The 16,924-nt window shown below is 63.3% G+C and carries 14 protein-coding genes and 1 pseudogene; 4 read left to right on the forward strand and 11 right to left on the reverse strand.

Annotation, left to right across the window (positions count from 1 at the left end; all coding sequences use genetic code 11):
* Positions 1 to 224: 224 nt before the first annotated feature.
* The 6 genes from QCE63_RS18010 to QCE63_RS18035 all read right to left on the reverse strand — a co-directional run bounded on the left by QCE63_RS18010 (position 225) and on the right by QCE63_RS18035 (position 6,437).
* Positions 225 to 779 (reverse strand): carboxymuconolactone decarboxylase family protein, encoded by a 555-nt coding sequence (locus QCE63_RS18010; RefSeq protein ID WP_309834844.1) that lies wholly within the window; start codon positions 777 to 779, stop codon positions 225 to 227.
* Positions 776 to 2,113 carry an AtzE family amidohydrolase gene (locus QCE63_RS18015; RefSeq protein ID WP_309834846.1) on the reverse strand — a complete coding sequence of 446 codons (1,338 nt, stop codon included), beginning with the start codon at positions 2,111 to 2,113 and terminating at the stop codon, positions 776 to 778. Before QCE63_RS18015 ends, QCE63_RS18010 begins: the two co-directional genes overlap by 4 nt.
* Positions 2,097 to 2,264 carry a hypothetical protein gene (locus tag QCE63_RS18020; RefSeq protein WP_309834847.1) on the reverse strand — a complete coding sequence of 56 codons (168 nt, stop codon included), beginning with the start codon at positions 2,262 to 2,264 and terminating at the stop codon, positions 2,097 to 2,099. The genes QCE63_RS18015 and QCE63_RS18020 overlap by 17 nt, the downstream gene beginning before the upstream one ends.
* Positions 2,261 to 3,604: an aspartate aminotransferase family protein gene (locus QCE63_RS18025; RefSeq protein ID WP_309834849.1), complete on the reverse strand. Its 1,344-nt coding sequence runs from the start codon at positions 3,602 to 3,604 to the stop codon at positions 2,261 to 2,263. Before QCE63_RS18025 ends, QCE63_RS18020 begins: the two co-directional genes overlap by 4 nt.
* A 66-nt stretch (positions 3,605 to 3,670) precedes the next feature.
* Positions 3,671 to 4,987, reverse strand: a complete 1,317-nt coding sequence (locus tag QCE63_RS18030) for an MFS transporter (RefSeq protein WP_309834850.1) — start codon at positions 4,985 to 4,987, stop codon at positions 3,671 to 3,673.
* Between the two features lie 13 nt (positions 4,988 to 5,000).
* Positions 5,001 to 6,437, reverse strand: a complete 1,437-nt coding sequence (locus tag QCE63_RS18035; RefSeq protein WP_309834851.1) for a D-aminoacylase — start codon at positions 6,435 to 6,437, stop codon at positions 5,001 to 5,003.
* Positions 6,438 to 6,541: 104 nt separating this feature from the next.
* On the opposite strand from QCE63_RS18035, the gene QCE63_RS18040 reads away from it, so the two are divergent.
* From QCE63_RS18040 to QCE63_RS36875, 3 genes are all read left to right on the forward strand, one after another.
* On the forward strand, positions 6,542 to 7,438 hold the full coding sequence (locus tag QCE63_RS18040) for a LysR family transcriptional regulator (protein ID WP_309834852.1): 897 nt from the start codon (positions 6,542 to 6,544) through the stop codon (positions 7,436 to 7,438).
* Between the two features lie 295 nt (positions 7,439 to 7,733).
* Positions 7,734 to 8,090, forward strand: coding sequence for a GntR family transcriptional regulator (locus QCE63_RS18045; protein ID WP_309834853.1), 357 nt, complete (start codon positions 7,734 to 7,736; stop codon positions 8,088 to 8,090).
* A 4-nt stretch (positions 8,091 to 8,094) separates the two neighbouring features.
* Entirely contained in the window at positions 8,095 to 8,364 is a 270-nt protein-coding gene (locus QCE63_RS36875; RefSeq protein ID WP_404990144.1) for a LysR substrate-binding domain-containing protein, read from the forward strand.
* Between the two features lie 231 nt (positions 8,365 to 8,595).
* On the opposite strand, the pseudogene QCE63_RS18055 reads toward QCE63_RS36875, so the two are convergent.
* Both QCE63_RS18055 and QCE63_RS18060 read right to left on the reverse strand, forming a co-directional pair.
* A pseudogene (locus QCE63_RS18055) lies at positions 8,596 to 8,772 on the reverse strand (FCD domain-containing protein); the annotation flags it as partial.
* 29 nt (positions 8,773 to 8,801) lie between these two features.
* Complete coding sequence (locus QCE63_RS18060; protein ID WP_309834855.1) at positions 8,802 to 10,034, reverse strand: MFS transporter; 1,233 nt, start codon at positions 10,032 to 10,034, stop codon at positions 8,802 to 8,804.
* Between the two features lie 75 nt (positions 10,035 to 10,109).
* Between QCE63_RS18060 and QCE63_RS18065 the strand changes: the two genes are divergently transcribed.
* Entirely contained in the window at positions 10,110 to 10,448 is a 339-nt protein-coding gene (locus tag QCE63_RS18065) for a helix-turn-helix domain-containing protein (protein WP_309835483.1), read from the forward strand.
* Positions 10,449 to 10,512: 64 nt separating this feature from the next.
* Here the strand turns inward: QCE63_RS18065 and QCE63_RS18070 are convergent, their stop codons facing one another.
* The 3 genes from QCE63_RS18070 to QCE63_RS18080 all read right to left on the reverse strand — a co-directional run bounded on the left by QCE63_RS18070 (position 10,513) and on the right by QCE63_RS18080 (position 16,387).
* Complete coding sequence (locus QCE63_RS18070; RefSeq protein WP_309834856.1) at positions 10,513 to 12,462, reverse strand: hypothetical protein; 1,950 nt, start codon at positions 12,460 to 12,462, stop codon at positions 10,513 to 10,515.
* A 1-nt stretch (position 12,463) separates the two neighbouring features.
* Positions 12,464 to 15,511, reverse strand: coding sequence for a caspase family protein (locus QCE63_RS18075; protein WP_309834857.1), 3,048 nt, complete (start codon positions 15,509 to 15,511; stop codon positions 12,464 to 12,466).
* 672 nt (positions 15,512 to 16,183) lie between these two features.
* A complete protein-coding gene (locus tag QCE63_RS18080; RefSeq protein ID WP_309834859.1) occupies positions 16,184 to 16,387 on the reverse strand; it encodes a cold-shock protein in 204 nt (67 codons plus the stop codon).
* Positions 16,388 to 16,924 lie beyond the last annotated feature (537 nt).

A 16,924-nucleotide genomic window follows, 5' to 3' on the forward strand; every position in this document is an offset into this window, starting at 1 on the left:
TCAAGCAAACATTGCTCTGGCCTGTCATTCAGTAACGGCGCAGACGACACGCTCGCTTTCTACCGCAGGATCCATCCACCCCTCCAGCGATTCTCTTGCGCTTGCACGTGGATCGGTTCAACACAGCGCACTGCTCGAGATGTGCCGTACGCATCCTGCCGATGCTGACGCTCTACGCCGAACCCAACGACCAGGCGGTCGAGTAACACGCTTACCCTCGAGGCTCATTCGCCGAAGGGCAGACCGGTTTGCCCTTCGGCCCGCATCTCGAACGTGTTGAGCGTCATCGCGACGAGCGCGTAATAACCCAGCAAGCCGACCAGATTCACCACCACCGCATGCCCGAAGCGCGCGACCGCTGCGTCATAGGTCGCATCGCTCACGCGCTTCGTTTCATAAAGCTCGGTCGCGAAGTCGAAGACCAGCTTGTCGTCGGCATCGGCGAAAGTCGGGGTCTGGTTCGTGCGCAGCGCTTCGGCGAGATCCGCGGGCAAGCCTGCATCGAGCGCGATCGGAAGGTGGATGTGCCATTCCGCTTGCGAGCGCCAGCGTGCCGCCGTTACCAGAATGGCAAGCTCGGATTGGCGCAGCGGCAGGCCCGTCTGGTAGCGGCAGAACGCGCCGAGCGCTTGCGCGTTCTGCGCAAGCTCCGGACTGAAGATCCAAGCGAGGAATGGACCGTTGAGATTGCCGCGCGGACCGCTCAGGATGTTCTGCAAAACGGTTTTCTGCTCGCTTGATGCGGTGGCGATGTCGAAGTCGGGAAGTCTCTTGCTCATGATCCGCTAGCCGTTACTGAAAAGTGGCTGAAGCCTCGTTCGATGCGGCGCGCCGCCGCGAAGCACGCGGCTTCGTCGAACGAGGCGCCGATGATCTGCACGCCCAGCGGCATGGCGCCTTCATGCAACACGGGCGCGACGATGACGGGAAGACCCGCGAAGGATACAGGTTGCGTCAACATGCCGAGGTGCTTCGCGGGTTCGAGTGCGTGATCGCCGACCGCGACGGTCGCGTCGGTGAAGCGCGGCGCCGCGAACGGTGTGCACGGTGCGAGCAGAAGATCGAATCGGTCGAAGAGCCGTGACATGCGCGCGCGAAAGCGCTGCTGATAGCGCAAGGCGTGCGCGTGCCACGGTGCCGGGCTCAACGCACCCGCGATCAGGCGCGTGCGCAGGCGTGGCGATACGTTTTCGTCGGGCGCATCAAGAAGCTTGCCGTGCGCCGCGGCGACCTCCACGTTCGAGATGATCGTCGCCGCGCCGCGCGCGCGTTGCATCTCGTCTTCCGGCATATCGATGATCTCATGTGGCCCGAAAAGGGATGCGCTTTCGATGACTTCGTCCCACGCGTCGCGCGAAGCGTACGTCCGGAAATACCCGCCGAGCACGGCGACCCTTGGAATCTCGCGGCGTTCATCCGTCGCGCTGCCGTCGAGCGCCGCATACAGCGCGGCAAGGTCATCGACGTTGCGCGCAAAGCCGCCGATGCAATCGAGCGAATCGGCATACGACAGCACGCCGCATCGCGACAGCCTTCCGAAGGTCGGCTTCACGCCCCACACGCCGCACAATGCAGCGGGTGCGCGAATCGAGCCATTCGTGTCACTGCCGAGCGAAAGCGGGACGCAGCCCGCCGCGACGGCCGCCGCCGATCCGCCCGACGATCCCCCCGTCATGCGTTCGTTAGCGCGCGGATTGCGCACGTTGCCGAAAAAGGGATTTTCGCCGGTCGCGCCGCACGCGAGTTCGTCCATATGCGTGGTGCCGACCAGTACGGCGCCCGCCTGTTTCAGACGCGCGATCGCTTCGGCGTCGCGCGTCGCGATGGGGGTATCGAGCCGCGCGCGTGAGCCGGCTATCGTCGCGCGGCCTGCGACATCGAAGAGGCTCTTTGCGGCGAAGGGCACGCCTGCGAGCGGACCCGGATCGATGCCGCCCGCGATGCGTTCATCAATGCGCCTCGCCTGGGCAAGCGCTTCGTCGTGGAATACGTGATGGAACGCGTTGATCGCAGCGTCAGCGCGTGAGATGGCCGCGAGCGATTCATTGATCACGTCGATCGCCGGGCGTCGCTGAGCGCGCACGTCGGCGGCGATATCAAGCGCGCGGTTCATCGTCGCCGGGTTCCGCTTGATTGAGCGCGATGTCGAGGTGCCGCGCGCTCGCGTGCATCGTGTCCAGCAGCGCGGCGACATCGCGCAGCAACGCTTCGGGCACGACGATGCCGAGTGTCGCAGCCCATGCTTTCAGCGAAGCGTCGTTCATGCCGCGTTCACACCGATCGCGGAAAGTGCGCCGTCGAGCGCATCCGAAAGACGCTCGACAATGGTCTCGATCTGCTCGCTCGTCGTGATGAAAGGCGGTGCGATCAGCACGTGATCGCCGATCCGGCCATCGACGGTACCGCCCATCGGATACACCATCAGGCCGCGCTTCATCGCTTCGCTCTTGATGACGCTGTGCAGCTTGTGCTTCGGATCGAAAGGCGTCTTGCGCTCGCGATCCTGCACGAGTTCGACTCCGGTGAAGAGGCCGCGCCCGCGCACGTCGCCAATGAACGGATGCTGTGCATGGCGCTCGCGCAAGCCTGCGCGCAGTTGTTCGCCGCGCGCCTTCACATTGTCGAGCAGCCTGTCTTCGGCGATGACCTTCTGGACTTCGAGCGCCGCCGCGCACGCCGTTGCATGACCGATATAGGTGTGTCCGTGCTGGAAGAACCCCGAACCGTCGACGATCGTATTGAAGATCTCATCGCTCACGAGCGTCGCGCCGATCGCCTGATAGCCTGCACCGAGCCCCTTCGCGATGGCGAGAATGTCGGGCGACACACCGTCCTCCTCACAGGCGAAGAGATAGCCCGTGCGGCCCATGCCCGACATCACTTCGTCGAGAATCAGCAACACGCCGTACTTATCGCACACCGCGCGGATCTTGCGGAAATAGTCGCGCACCGGAGGCACCGCGCCCGCCGTAGCGCCGACAACCGTTTCCGCGACGAACGCAGCGACCGACTCCGGCCCGAGTTCGAGAATCTTCGCTTCGAGTTCATCGGCGAGGCGTTGCGCAAAGGCTTCATCCGCTTCGCCCGCGCGTTGCTCGCGATACGCAAAACAGGGCGTGACGTGATGCGCCTCGATCAGGAGCGGCAGGAACGGTTCGCGACGCCACGCGTTGCCGCCGATCGCGAGCGCACCGAGCGTGTTGCCGTGATAGCTCTGTCGCCGCGCAATGAAGTGCCGGCGCGCCGGCTGACCCTTTTCGACGAAGTACTGGCGCGCGAGTTTGAGCGCGGCTTCCATCGCTTCGGAGCCGCCCGAGACGAAATACACGTGACCGAGATGCTTCGGCGCGGCATCGACGAGCAAGCTGGCGAGTGCTTCGGCAGGCTCCGTCGTGAAGAACGACGTGTGCGCGTAGGGCAACTGCTGCACCTGACGCTGAATGGCTTCGATCACGCGTGGATGGCTGTGGCCGAGACACGACACGGCCGCGCCGCCGCATGCATCGATGTAGCGTTTGCCGGTCGAATCGACGATTTCGATGCCGTCGCCGCGCACGGCGACAGGAAGCCTGGCGCGCGGCGCGCGATGAAATACCGTGGTCATGGTTCTGCCTTTCAGGTTCGATCGCATGCGAAATGCGAAATGCAAAGTGCAAAGTGCGTGTGCAACTCAGTGCGCCGTCTTGATGTAGCGCGCCGGAATGGCAAGGATCAGCAACGCGGCGAGAAACAGCGTGATCGCGAGCAGCCCGACGCCCATGGTCGTGCTGCCGGTGATCTGCTTGAGAAAGCCCATGATCGACGGCCCGACGAAGCCGGCGACGGCTGCGCCCACGTTGACCAGACCCGCGCCGCCGGCGGCCGCCGTGCCCGCGAGAATGCGCGAGGGCAAACTCCAGAACATCGCCAGCGTGCTCATGATGCCGGCGACGGCGACCGTCAGACAGGCGACCGCCGCCACCGGCGCACCCGATGCCGCCACGCTGCCCATCAGCGCGATGCCGCCGACGAACACGGGCACGGCCGTGTGCCAGCGGCGCTCGCGTGTCTTCACGGAATGCTGCGCGTTGATGACCATCGCGGCAGCCGCGACGAGATAGGGAATCGCGCTGACCACGCCGATCTCGAAGTTGGAGCGATGGCCGAGCGCCTTGATCATCGTGGGCATCCAGAAGACGAGGCCATAGTTGCCGACGTTGTAGAGAAAAGAGATCGCACACAGGAGCCACAGCGTCGGCTCTTTCAACGCGGGAAGCAGCGTCTGCTTCTTGTCCGACGACTCCCGTGCGAGCTCGCTCTTCACGACCGTGAGCTCCTCGGGCGAGAGCCAGCTTGCGTGCTCGATGCGATTCACGACCCTCGCGAACAGCACGAAGCCGAGCACGACGGCAGGCAGGCCTTCGATCAGGAACATCCACTGCCAGCCGTTCATGCCCCAGCCGCCGTGCGTCGCGTCCATGATCCAGCCCGACAGCGGACCGCCGACGATCACCCCGAGCGGCATCGCGAGAAACAGTAGAGACATCACCTTGCTCAACCGGTACGACGGAAACCACAAGCCGAAATACGCGATGACGGCCGGAAAGAAGCTCGCCTCCGTCAGGCCGAGCAGGAAGCGCAGCGCATAGAACGTGGTCTGGCTGCGCGTCGCCAGCGTCGCGATGGAGACGATGCCCCACGCGATCAGCGAACCGCCGAGACATGCCCGCACCCCGACGCGCTTGACGAGATAACCCGCGGGCACCTGAAGCAGGAGATAACCGACGAAGAACAAGCCCGCGCCGACACCGTACGCGGCTTCCGTGAGGTTCAGGTCGGTCATCATCTGCAGCTTGGCGAAGCCGACGTTCACGCGATCCAGATAGCCGAAGAAATAGCACAACAGGATGATCGGCATGACGCGCAGCGTCACCTTGCGATACGCGGTGTCGGCTGATAGCGCGGGCGGCGCGGCGGCGCGTGAGTCTGCCTGATGGGGAGTGGCCATGTCGGTCTCTTGTTTATCGGAGGTTCTTGCGCAGCGCGCGGCCGGGTCTCGCGCCGGTCGGCTCGCCATGAGCGATGACGGGCGCGCCGTTCACGATCACATGCTCGATGCCTTTCGGCGTGAGCCTGGGTGCTTCGAAGGTCGCGCGGTCGATGACTTCATCGGGATCGAATACGACGAGATCGGCATAGCTGCCTACGGCGACATGCCCGCGTCCCTCGATGCCGAATTGCTCGGCCGTGAGGCCCGTCATCTTGCGCACGGCCGTTTCGAGCGGAAACAGCTTCAGTTCGCGCGAATAGTGGCCGAGCACGCGCGGGAACGTGCCCCACAGGCGCGGATGCGGCGCGCTGTCGTTGGGCAGCCCGTCGGAGCCGACCATTGTTTTTTCATGACGGAAGATGCGCTGCACGTCCGGTTCATCCATGACGAAATAAATGGCGCCGGCCGGCTTCAGGTCTTCAATGGCCGCCTCGATCGAACCCTCGTAGAGCGGCAGGATATCGGCGAAATCCCTGCCCGCAAGTTCGGGACGCCTGGTCGACCATGCGAGCATCACGCGCGAAGACTGACGGATGCGGTCCGCGCGCAACATCGTCGAGGTCGCCGGATATGGGTGACAGTCGAGGCAGAGCGGCTGGCGCTCGCCTTGTGCATCGATCAAAGCGAGCGTTTCGACCGACCGTCCATGATTCTCCTTGCCCGCGACCTTGTGATGCGAAAGCACGAGATTCGCGCCCACTGCCTGGCCAATCGCGAAGGCTTCTTCCATCGACGGGACGATGTCGGCGGTTTCGTCGCGCAGGTGCGTGGCGAAGACGCCCGGGTAACGCGCGAGCGGTGCGCAGACGTCGATCAGTTCCTGCGTGCTTGCCGATGCCGCCGGCGGATAGAACGTGCCCGACGATACGCCGAACGCACCGGCTTGCATCGCCGCTTCGACATCGGCCGCCATGCGTGCGCGTTCCTCGGCTGTCGCGTCTCGGGAGAGATCGTCCATGTGACGCACGCGCAAGGTCGAATGTCCGATCAACGCCGCCACGTTCACGGCAGCGGGTGCGCGGTCGAGCGCATCGAGATAGTCGGCGAAGCTGTCGTACGCGAAGCGCTCGGGCGCGCCGAGCAGATCGAGCGGCTGAGGAACGGCATCGGCGCGCAAGGGCGCGAGGCTGATGCCGCAGTTGCCGGCGATCACGGTCGTCACGCCCTGCACGATCTTGGGCGTCACGTCCGGATGGGTGAGCACGAAGGCGTCGTCGTGCGTGTGGCTGTCTATGAAGCCCGGCGCGACGATCTTTCCCGTGGCGTCGATGGACCTGTCCGCGCTCGCTGCCGACAGATCGCCGATCGCATCGATGCGCTCGCCGTTCACGCCGACATCGGCGACGAAGCGGGCGTTGCCCGTGCCGTCGATGACTTCGCCGTTTCGAATGATCAATTGGAAATGCATGAGCCCTGCCCGTTTGGTGATGACTTTTTGTTTCGGTCACAATGCTCGTCGCTCAAAATAGCGGCGTCCAATGCCGGTTTTTCACGGATTCATGCGAAACAGTTATGAAAGTCGAAAACTCAGAACTCGAAGCTTTCGTCGCGGTGGCGGAGCTTGGCAGCTTTCAGAAAGCGGCCGACAAGCTGCACCTCACGCAACCTGGTTTGTCACGGCGGATTCAGAAGCTGGAGCAGGCACTCGGCGTGGAGTTGTTTCACCGGACCACGCGCAGTGTCGCGCTGACGGGCGTTGGCCGCCAGTTCCTGCCGATGGCGCGCCAGCAAATTTCCCAGTTGGGCACGATGCTGTCGTCGATTCGGGAAATCGCCGAGAAGCGCTTCGGCAAGGTGCGGCTGGCGAGCATCCCGACGGTCGTCAGTCGCGTGCTGCCGGATGTGTTGCGGCACTATGCGCTGAAGTATCCACACATCGGCGTGCAGATCTTCGACGGCAATCACGACTTCGTGCTTGGCCAGGTACGGGCGGGGCTCGCGGAATTCGGCATCAGTCTCGATCCCGGTGACGACGAAGACCTTAGCTTCGAGCCATTGCTCGCCGACCGATACGTGCTGGCGGTGCATCGCGAACACGAATGGGCGTCGCGCGAGAGCGTGTCGCTGCGCGAGCTTCCGAACCTGCGTGAGGCGCGGTTTGTCATTGGCGGGCGTGACAGCGGGAACCGGCTCTTGCTCGAACTGCTGCTCGGACACGAGTCGATGAGTCTGCGCTGGTTCTACGAAGTCGAGCATATCTCGTGCGTCGTCGCGCTCGTCGATGCAGGGCTCGGCTGCGCGATCGTGCCGTCGCTTGCGGTGTCGGCGCACTTCGCGCCGAACATTCGCGCGATCACGATCGCGAGTCCGGAAGTGCAGCGTTCCATCGGTATCGTGAAGCATCGGCATGTGTCGATGTCGTCCATCGCCGCCGATCTCTGCGAAATGCTGCAGGCGTCGCTTGGGTAGCTTGCGGCTCAAGCGCGTGGCGAAAAGAGCGAAGTCCCGATTGTCCGAGGCTGGCGAACGCGTTTTGCACGCCCGCCAGGCTCGGCGTCTACTCCCCGAGAGTGGACTTCACTCTTTATCTGATCTCTGACTTATCGCGTCTTTCTTGAGGAGACTCGAGAATAGACATCGACATGACCTCACGAACACTCAACCACCTTGAAGCGCTTCGCAAGAGCATGCCCTTACCCCTCCCGCTCGATGCTCGTGGATGGTATTACAGTGATCTGCTCCTTCAAACAGCGCACTGGCTTCAATGGACCAGCTACATATTCCGCAACGGGCGCGCGAGATCTCTCTGTATATTCGAGCCGCAGCCCTGACACCCGGTACGCGTCTACCTGAACGAAAGCTTGCCGAGCAGTTCCGCGTAAGCCGTACACCCGTTTCCCGCGCGCTGAGGCTCCTCGCCGACTGGAACGTGGTGGTCCCGTCGACGACCGGAGGCTATCTCGTTGGCGATCAGGCTGCGACGGTCCCGTCGCAGACCACGGCGAAACAGGACTTGTCGGACGAAGAAAGCCTCTATCTGAAGCTGGCAGAAGAACACTCAGCGAACCAGTTAAGCGGCAAGCAAAGTAAGCAACAGGAGGCTTGTTTGCGCTGCCCCTGACTATTTGAAGCGGCATGGAGAGCCATCCGTACCGCATGACCTCATACGGCACGCATGCCTTGTTTTGAGAGAAAACGAATCCGCCTACGGAACGTGGCATTTCTCGCGAGGACGTCATGGCGAGAGCGTCAAAGTAGACGGCGCGCTATCGAGCAACGACGGAAGCGCGGTTCTTCAGTGGGCGCTCGACGGCCAAGGCATCACCGTGCGTTCGGAATGGGAAGTCAGATCTCTGATCAAACGCGGGAAGCTGGTAGCGCTGCTTCGCGAATAAACATTACCCAACGCAGATATCCACGCAACCTACCTTGAGCGAAATCGTCTCTCGGCGAAACTGCGTACGTTCATTGATTATCTCGGCGACTACTTGCCAGCCAAGATAGGCGCGGCGGCTGGGTCACGCTGAGCGTTTTCCGGACCGCCGCCGAAGAGTGCGACGTGCAGGGTGGGAACGCTTCATCTCGGGTCTCCGGATTGGGTGTGCATGATCGCCCGGAGCGCCTCCCTACTCGGACAGCGGCACCGTCTCCCGTTCATCCGCCTCGAACCAGTTGGGATTGCGCGCCGCGATGGGGCCGAGCGTCACCAGGATCTCTCTCAGATGCGCGCGCATGGCCTGCTCGGCGGCATCCGGATCGTGCGACCGCAACGCGGCAAAAATCTTCGCGTGTTGCCTGATGAGATGATGGCCGCAGACTGACTCCGTGTGCCTCAAGCGGCAGACCTTCTTTCGTCGCGAAGCGACATCGTCAATACGATTGCCACGCCTGCAAGTGTGGCTTCGACGATAAAGGCATCCCGGAACGATCCGAACCAGCGGGGGAAATACCCTGCCAGGATGTTGCCCAATGTCGTTCCGAAACCCAGAAAGACATTCGCGACAGCAAAAACCGTCGTCACCGCGCGCGGCTCCACCGTCTTGCTGATATAGGCGGGAATCAGGCCATAGATGGCGTAGAACGATACGCCGAAACAGATCGCGGCCGCTTGCAATTGCCAGACTTCCGCATGGAGAGCGACCAGTAGCGCGGAACAGGCCAGCGCCGCATAAGACAGCGCGAGGGCAATGCGCACGCCCGCCTTGTCCGCCGCCAGACCTGCAACAAATCCGCTCAAGAGCCCCACTGCGCCGATGATCGACCACAGCCGCGCGATGGTCTCGAGCGGATAACCTTTCTCCGCAACCAGAAAGCTCGACACGAAATTCTGCCAGGGGCCGCAGACCATCCCGGCCAGTGCCAGCAAGGTCCAGACGGTCAGATTGCGCCCCGTCGCCAGTCGCCGCCACCCGCCGGGTGCGTGACGGTCCTCGACGGTCCTTGCTGTCTCGTGGACGAATACCTGCGATGCGCACAAGCGGAGCGCGATAAAACCGCACAGCGTGATGGCAAGCGACGCCGATCCCGCCACGATCCATAGCTTGCGCCAGGCGTCGCCGGGCAAAAGCCAGGACGCCAGCACGCCATTGGCGACTTGCCCGTAGGCCGTGCCGCTGGATATGAGCCCATTGACACGGGACCGGTAGCAGGACGGCACGTTTTCGGCGACTGCACCGGCAGTCGGTATGACCATGAGTGCGGCGGCTGCACCGAGGCCGGCAAGAACGAACGCCGTCTGCACGACACTATTCACGCCCGCAAAGAGCAGCAGCAGGATACTTGCCGCAGCGACGGCGCCCGTAATGACCCGGCCCGCGCCGAAGCGGCTGGTGAGAAGCGGACACAGTAGCGCTGCCGCGAGGTAAGCGGCTTGTGCCCCGCCGGCCATGAAACCAATTGACGTATAACCAAACCCGAGACGCTCGCGCATCACCGGCACCACCAAGGCAAACAGATAGAGGCCGAAGCCGAACACGACCGCAACGAAGAGCGTGAAGACGACGGCGATACTGACCGTGCGCGTGATCGACTGTGCGCGTGTGGAACCGCTTGCGGTTGTCGCCATGGCAATCTCGGCCGCGATGGAAATCTATATAGATAAGATACAATATAGGTGTCTCATGTCAAGGACACGTGCGTGATGCAGGAATCGGGCAACCTGGATGAGAGCCGGCTACAGAAGGCGCTTCAGGCGCTTTCAAACCGTCACCGGCTGACGATACTGACGTGGCTTTCCGAGCCCACGAAACATTTCCCGCCGCAACGGGACGGTGATCTCGTGAGAGACGGGGTCTGCGTGGGGTTCATCACCGAGAAGATCGGCTTGAGCCAGCCTACCGTGACCACGCATATGCAGGCGCTGGCGAAAGCAGACCTGGTGACCTCGAAGAAGATCAAGAACTGGGTGTATTACAAGCCGAATCGACTCATGATCGACCGGCTGCTCGAAGAACTGGATCGGACGCTGCGGCGCTCGTGAGGGCTTTCAGGAGCGGTTGGCCGTCAAATATCACGGAGGGCAAACTCGCAAACACTGAAGCCATTCAGTCCCGCCCGTGCAGCGCGAAGAACAAGGACCGCCGCTCCTCATACCGTCCGCCCTCGATCGACCAATACGCCTGGCCCTGCGGCGACGCCATGTAGTCCGCGCGACGCTGGATCCGCCCATCGCCCAGCACGCTCTTCGAAATCGCGTAGCGCACGTCGCCGTCCGGGCCGAGGATGACCGTACATCCGCCATAGAGCGTGAAACCGGGACCGTGCCTGTCCGCTTCCACTTCACACGTCTGGATCACTTCGCTGACGAGATCGAAGACGACCTGCCCGTTTGGACCGACACGCCGCGCCGTGCGGATCGATTCCACGTGCGCCGGCCCTGCGTGCATGCGACGCCCGTTCACGTCGGTCGCGCCCGGCGCGACGATGCCGAAGTCCGCCCGATGCGCCGGCCGCGACACGAATTCACCGAGCACATGGGCCTGCCGCACGAGTTCGGTGGCCTCGGCCGATTGCGCCGGATCGCCGCGAAAACGCAGATGCGCGAAGTCCAGTTCACGCATCCGCTCCCGCGTGGCGATGGGCGGCCGCCACAGCAACGCGTCCTCCGACAGACTGCTCACATTGCGCGGATACACATTGCGGCGCAGGAACGCATCGATGAGCGCTTCACGGTAGCCCCACTTGTCGTCGGGAACGAGATCGTAATCGGCGGTCACCGCGGCGCGCAAAAACTCGCCGAACGACAGATCGACCGGCGGACAGTAATCGATCGCGCGAATCAGCACGTTGAGAAACTGGCTCGCGAGCTTGCTCGCCTGCTCCGCGAGAATCTGCGCGAGCTCGACGGGCACGTCGCCGGGCGGCAGAATGCCGGTGCCGTGTGTCGCGAGCCGCAGATACGGCGCGGTCTTGCGCCGATACACCGTCGTGAAAGCCTCGAACACGGCGGCGACCAGCACGCTCCCCAGCTGATGCGCTTCGAGTCGCCGATCGTATTGACGCGGCGGATCGGCGTCGATCGCGCTGCGCAGCGCCTGCTTGTGTCCGAGACTGTGGCCGAACTGGCGCGCGAGATCGGTCAGCAGACGCGCCTTGCCGATTTCGGAGCCGTTCGCGCGGATCGCGGCGAGCACCACTTCCGGGTAGCTGAAGTGCTGAAACAGCGCGATGAGATCCGCGAAGCCTTCATGGAGCGCGCCGACATCCGGCCCGCTCGGCACCGCGAGATTCGAGCGCAGGCCATCGAGCAACGCATGGGTCATCTCGTGCGCGACGATATCGTGCGACAGGCACGTGAACACGTATCCGCCGGGCAGCGTGCGGTCGGTCGACGGCCCTTTGTTCGCGGCGTAATAGCCGAAGCACAACTCGCCGGTCGCTTCGTCGTAGTACGCATTGTCGCCCTCGAACGCGTGCGGACGGATGATGAGCCGGTCGGCGTCTTCGCTGCGTTTGAATCCCCACGACACCTGCCGCCCGAGCGCCGCGCAGAATGCCGCGTGCACGTTGCTGCAGACCGCATACACCATCTGCTGATGAAAGCGCGGATCGGCGGGCGACGGGTCCACGCCGCGCTTGAGCAGCACGTTGTGATCGTCGAGATCGAGCTTGCGATAGCGCACCGCGCGCGTATCGTCGAAATCGTCCACGCGGAGCAGACGTCCGACCGGCCCGGGTTCGAGCCGCTCGTAGGGCACGTTCAGCTCGGCGAGCGCGCCTTCGAGACGCGACGCCGCGGGATCGAGCGCATAAATTCGCAACGGCCGATACAACGGCTCCTGCGGCTTGCGAACCGACGGCGCCGGCTGCGTGCGCATCACGTTCGCGCCGACGCCATAGCGCGTGCCGTAGCCCTCGCGCCGTCCCTCGTCGAGCGGCGCGCGCCGGTCGCCCGCGCGCGCCGGCTGCACGCCTTCGCGACTCTGCGCGCGCGCCGCGACCGCTTCCTGCGTCGCCGGCCCGTTCCCGGCAGACCCGATGTCCTCGCGCTTCATCTCAGGCGCGTCCGCGTCGCAGTTCGTCGATCGCGGTCTGCAGCGCGACGATCGCGCGGTTCACGTAGGCGTCGCCCCCGACCATCTCGCCTTCGTTCTCGTGACCGTCGTACCCATGGTCGAAACCGTTGCCATCGATATGACCGTTGCCGTTCGACGTCGCGCTCACGTATCCGTTGATGCGGCCGTTCGCGTGCCCATTGCCATGCGCCGGCGCGTGCGGCCGCGTTGGCCTGGCCGGCTTGAGCGGCGTCCCGCCGAGTGGATGGAGCAGCAGATTGTCCTCTGCGTCGGCGAGGGCGTAGAGGCGCGGATGCTGATTTGCGTTCGGCCCGAAAGCGTCAATCATCTGCTGCGCGAAGCCGGCGTTCGTCAGCCCCGACGCACCCGGACCGGCCAGCACGCGCATGGCGCGGTCGGTCAATGCGCCGTGGCCGTTGCTCTCCCACGCCACTTCCTCGGCGAGGCACGCGGCGAACAGCAACTCGCGGCGCGCTTCGACCTGCGCCGCGCGTATCGCCCGAGCGCGGAAGCTGGACGTCGAGCGGCGAAAGCGCGCATGCGCCGCGATCAGCGATGCATCGGGCACGACGAAGCGCGCCCGCGCCCCGCCCGGCCCCGAGATCACGCCGCCGTTCGGACCGGCGCCCGCGAAGCGCGAGATCGTGCCCGAGTGACAGCAGTCCGTGAAAAGCGTGAGATTCACGCCAGCCGGAAGCCGGTCGCACAGTTCGCCGATGTCGTCGTCGATCAGGAACGCACCTTCGGCGAAGTCATACGGGCAGATCGCTTCGTCCTTGCCATCGGGGCCGGTTTCATCGCCGTTCAGATCGGGCAGTTGCGTGCCGTGACCGGAATACTGAAACACGATGACATCGCCCGCGCGGCTGCCTTCGATGAGACTGGCCAGCGCGCTCACGATCTGCGCGCGCGTCGCCTGCTGATCGAGCAGCAGCGCCGGCGCCTCGAAGCCGAGACGCACGAGCGCGTCGCGCCACGCTCGCGCATCGGCGACGCAGCCGCCAAGCGGCGCCGTCGGATAACCGTTGATGCCCACGCACAACGCGCGCCGCCGTCCCGCGCCCGGACTCCCGCCGACTGCGTTCCCGCCGCCCGCGCCGCGCGCACGCGGGTCGAAGCGCGGCGACGGCGCGGGCACGTAGCGCGAAGACGTTGCATCGACCGATGCCGGATAGGTATACCGAGATTCGTCTTCGCCCCACACTTGCGCCTCGCGCGAGGCCGGCACGATCCGCTCGTATGCCGTGATGGCATCGGCGTCGCTCTTGTTCAACACGCGGCGCAGGACGCTGTTCATCGTTGGGGCATCGTCGTCGAAGCCGCCATGCGAATACGACGCGCTCGCGCTTCTGCCTGAATCCCCCGCTGTCTTCGACCAGACGATGTTGAATTCCCGCGGCGCGGGCATCTTCAGATAGCGCGCGAGTTGCGGCTCGCCACGCAACGATTCTTCGAGCCCGAGTATCGGCGCGCGCCGCTCCGCTTCGAGCGCATGATGAATCAGGTACAGCAACGACTTCCGATAGACGAACGCACAATTGTCGGCCTTCTCGAGATCCTTGCTCATCGTGAAGATCGACAGGCTGTCGATGCCGCGCGCCTGTCCCACTTTCGGCAGCAGCGTGCTCGTGAACAGGTCCATGCGCGCGGCAGGCGCGAGGAATGCCACGGTCTTGAACTGCGGCACGCCCAGGTCGAGCGCCGCCGGGATGAAATAACTATGAAAGATCGCGCCCGCGCTATGGCCGACCGCGTGCACTTCCACCTTGTCCGCGTGTTGCCGGCAGAAGTCAGCCAGCCGCTTGGCCACGTAATGGCCGCCGCCGCCATCGGCAGCGTTCCGGGTGATCGAGGCCTCGGACGCCTGCAGCGCGCTCAGCTTCATGGCGCCCCAGATCTGCGGGCCGCGAAACGTGCGCACGAACTGCTCGATGACCGGATCGGTCGTGTAATCCGCCAGATCGCGCGACACGCCCGCCTCGTCGCGGGCCCGTCTGAGCAATTGGCCGATGCTCTCGAACGCGCCCGTTTCCCACACGAAATACAGCGGATAGACGTGATTGTCCTTCCACCATTGCAGCGCCTTGTGCGCAATCTGCAAGCCGGCTTTTTCGTCGACGAGGCCGCCGTGCGCGAACACGACGATGCGCAACGGCTCGTCGGTGGCATTGCGTTCGCGCAGCGCCTGCTCCAGATGCCCGTCGAAGATCGCATCGACGTCGCTTGCAGAGGTCGTCCATTCGCCGTCGTTCGAGAAACGGCCCATGGTGAGATTGACGACGTGCGGACGCATCGCCTGAAGGTCGTCGGGCGTGAGATCCCTGAAGGTATCGCGCGAGCGGTCGCCGTCTCTTGACGCGTGACCGTGGTCGTCGTGCTCTGCGTTGTCGTCGTCAGCAAGGGTCGACGGCGCGTGTCTCAGCAGCTTGAGCGCATGTTCGACGTCCGCATCCGGCTCGATTGCGTGCGCGGGAAAAGGATCGTTCACGCTTCGCGAACCGGCGCCGGGCGACGCGCGCGCTTCCTCGACGGCGCGGATCACTTCGTCGCGGTCGATGGCACTGCCCGGACAGGTCTTGGCCGACATCTGGTTATGGAACATCAGCGTCGACGACGCGAGTCCGAAATGCTCCTGCACGATTGCGATGACGCCGATGACCGTTTTGCGCTGCTCGCCGTCGAACGTATCGTGGTCCGCGTCGAAATTCCCGATCATCTCGAACATGAACGGCCCCGCTGCCTCGTTGCCGTTATGACCTTTCGCGCTCGCGGGCGGCATGTTCCAGTTGCGGCCGGTCCAGATCATGCCTTTCGGATCGATGGTGATGTGCTGCGCAATGTCGGACCAATGATTCGTCTGCGTGTGAAACCGCCACATCGCTTCGATCGTCGCTTCTTCCTGGAAGTCCGCGCGCGCGGGCTTCCACGTGTGATGCATGTGAACCGCGTTGATCTGACGAGTCCAGTCGAATTGCGCGACGAGTTCCTCGAACTGCGCGAGCGTGAGCCGCTTGAAGCGCGAAGGCATGGTGGTCTCCTGACAAATGAGGAATGCGCGCGACCGCATGGCGCACGCGCGCTTCACCTGCAATATTCAGAGTCGTTATGGACTGCGCATTTCAAATTAGTTACGCGCCTTTCAGAAGTCAAGATCCGAAAATCGCGATAGATTGTCCTTGAAATTCGGATGACTATTTAATGGAAAGGCGCGTTGATTCGAGCCGATGGCGCGGGCCAATTGATTCGAGTCGAAAGCCGTATGGTCTCCGATCCGGCGACGTGTCTTGTGAAGACCAGCCTGCGTTCATCCGGCTACGGGACGGGTGAATAGGCTCACGCTTGAACCGGCAGCTTTCGATGCGTGCGTGTCGAACGTTCACGAAGCTTGCGCAACCGTGTCTGCGCGCCGAGTCCGGGGCATCTGCCGGCGCGACAATCAAGAGAACAATGCCTGAGACCGTCGCGGCGCCGAGTGAACCAAAGTGAGGGAACCGCAAGAGGTGATTGAAGTGCAGGCAAGCAGCGGAAGTGTCGATGCGAGCAGCGCACAGAAGACGCCGACGTCCGCCGAGGCGAAGCTATATCAAATGACGGAATCATGAGCGCTCTCCTCGCGACGAGAACAGCATGATGCGCGCCGCCAAAGAAAAAGCGCGCGGGGTAAGCCGCGCGCCTCTCTTGCTACGTTATCCGCCGGGCGTTACGCCGGCTTGATGTTGGATGCTTGCTTGCCCTTGGGGCCCATCTTCTCTTCGTAAGTCACTTTCTGTCCTTCCGCCAGCGACTTGAAGCCTTCCGAGCGGATTTCCGAGAAATGCGCGAAGAGGTCTTCGCCGCCACCATCAGGCGAAATGAAGCCAAAGCCCTTCGCATCGTTGAACCACTTGACCGTACCCGTTGCCATATTGTCTCTTTAACCAAAGTCACATGAAATGGCCGACGCTACCTGCACGCGCCAGCTACCCCTATTGTACCGACAGAAACGCAAATGCGACTTCCGGCATGTCCTTGTTGATCAAACGAAGAGCCAGCACTGCCGGATGAAGCCACTTATCGCGGCGCGGCGCTTCGTCCTGCCCGATTTGAAATGACTGAAACGACTCGATATTGCGCCGCGGGTGACCACGCAGGTGCGCGCAAGCAGGCGAGGAAGGTCGCGGAGTGAGGCAGCAAGCGCAGACGTTCAGGCGCACGTGCAAAGGCGGTTGGCTACTCGCCGAGGTGCAGCGCCGGCCGATTGTTTTATACCTCGGCTTTCTCTCAGGTTCTGGCGGGCCGAATTATGAAGGTCCGACGCTGCGGGTCGAATCATAAAGCTGGAACCGGTTCCAAGTCACGTGCTATGCGCAAATTAATGTAAGTCATTTACCTGATTTCGGTAAAAGAGTCGTTTTGCCGAAAAAAAAGCCGACCCGGTTAAGGGGTCGGCTATAAAGTTCTG

Source organism: Caballeronia sp. LZ065 (assembly GCF_031450975.1).
In the GTDB taxonomy this organism is placed as follows: domain Bacteria; phylum Pseudomonadota; class Gammaproteobacteria; order Burkholderiales; family Burkholderiaceae; genus Caballeronia.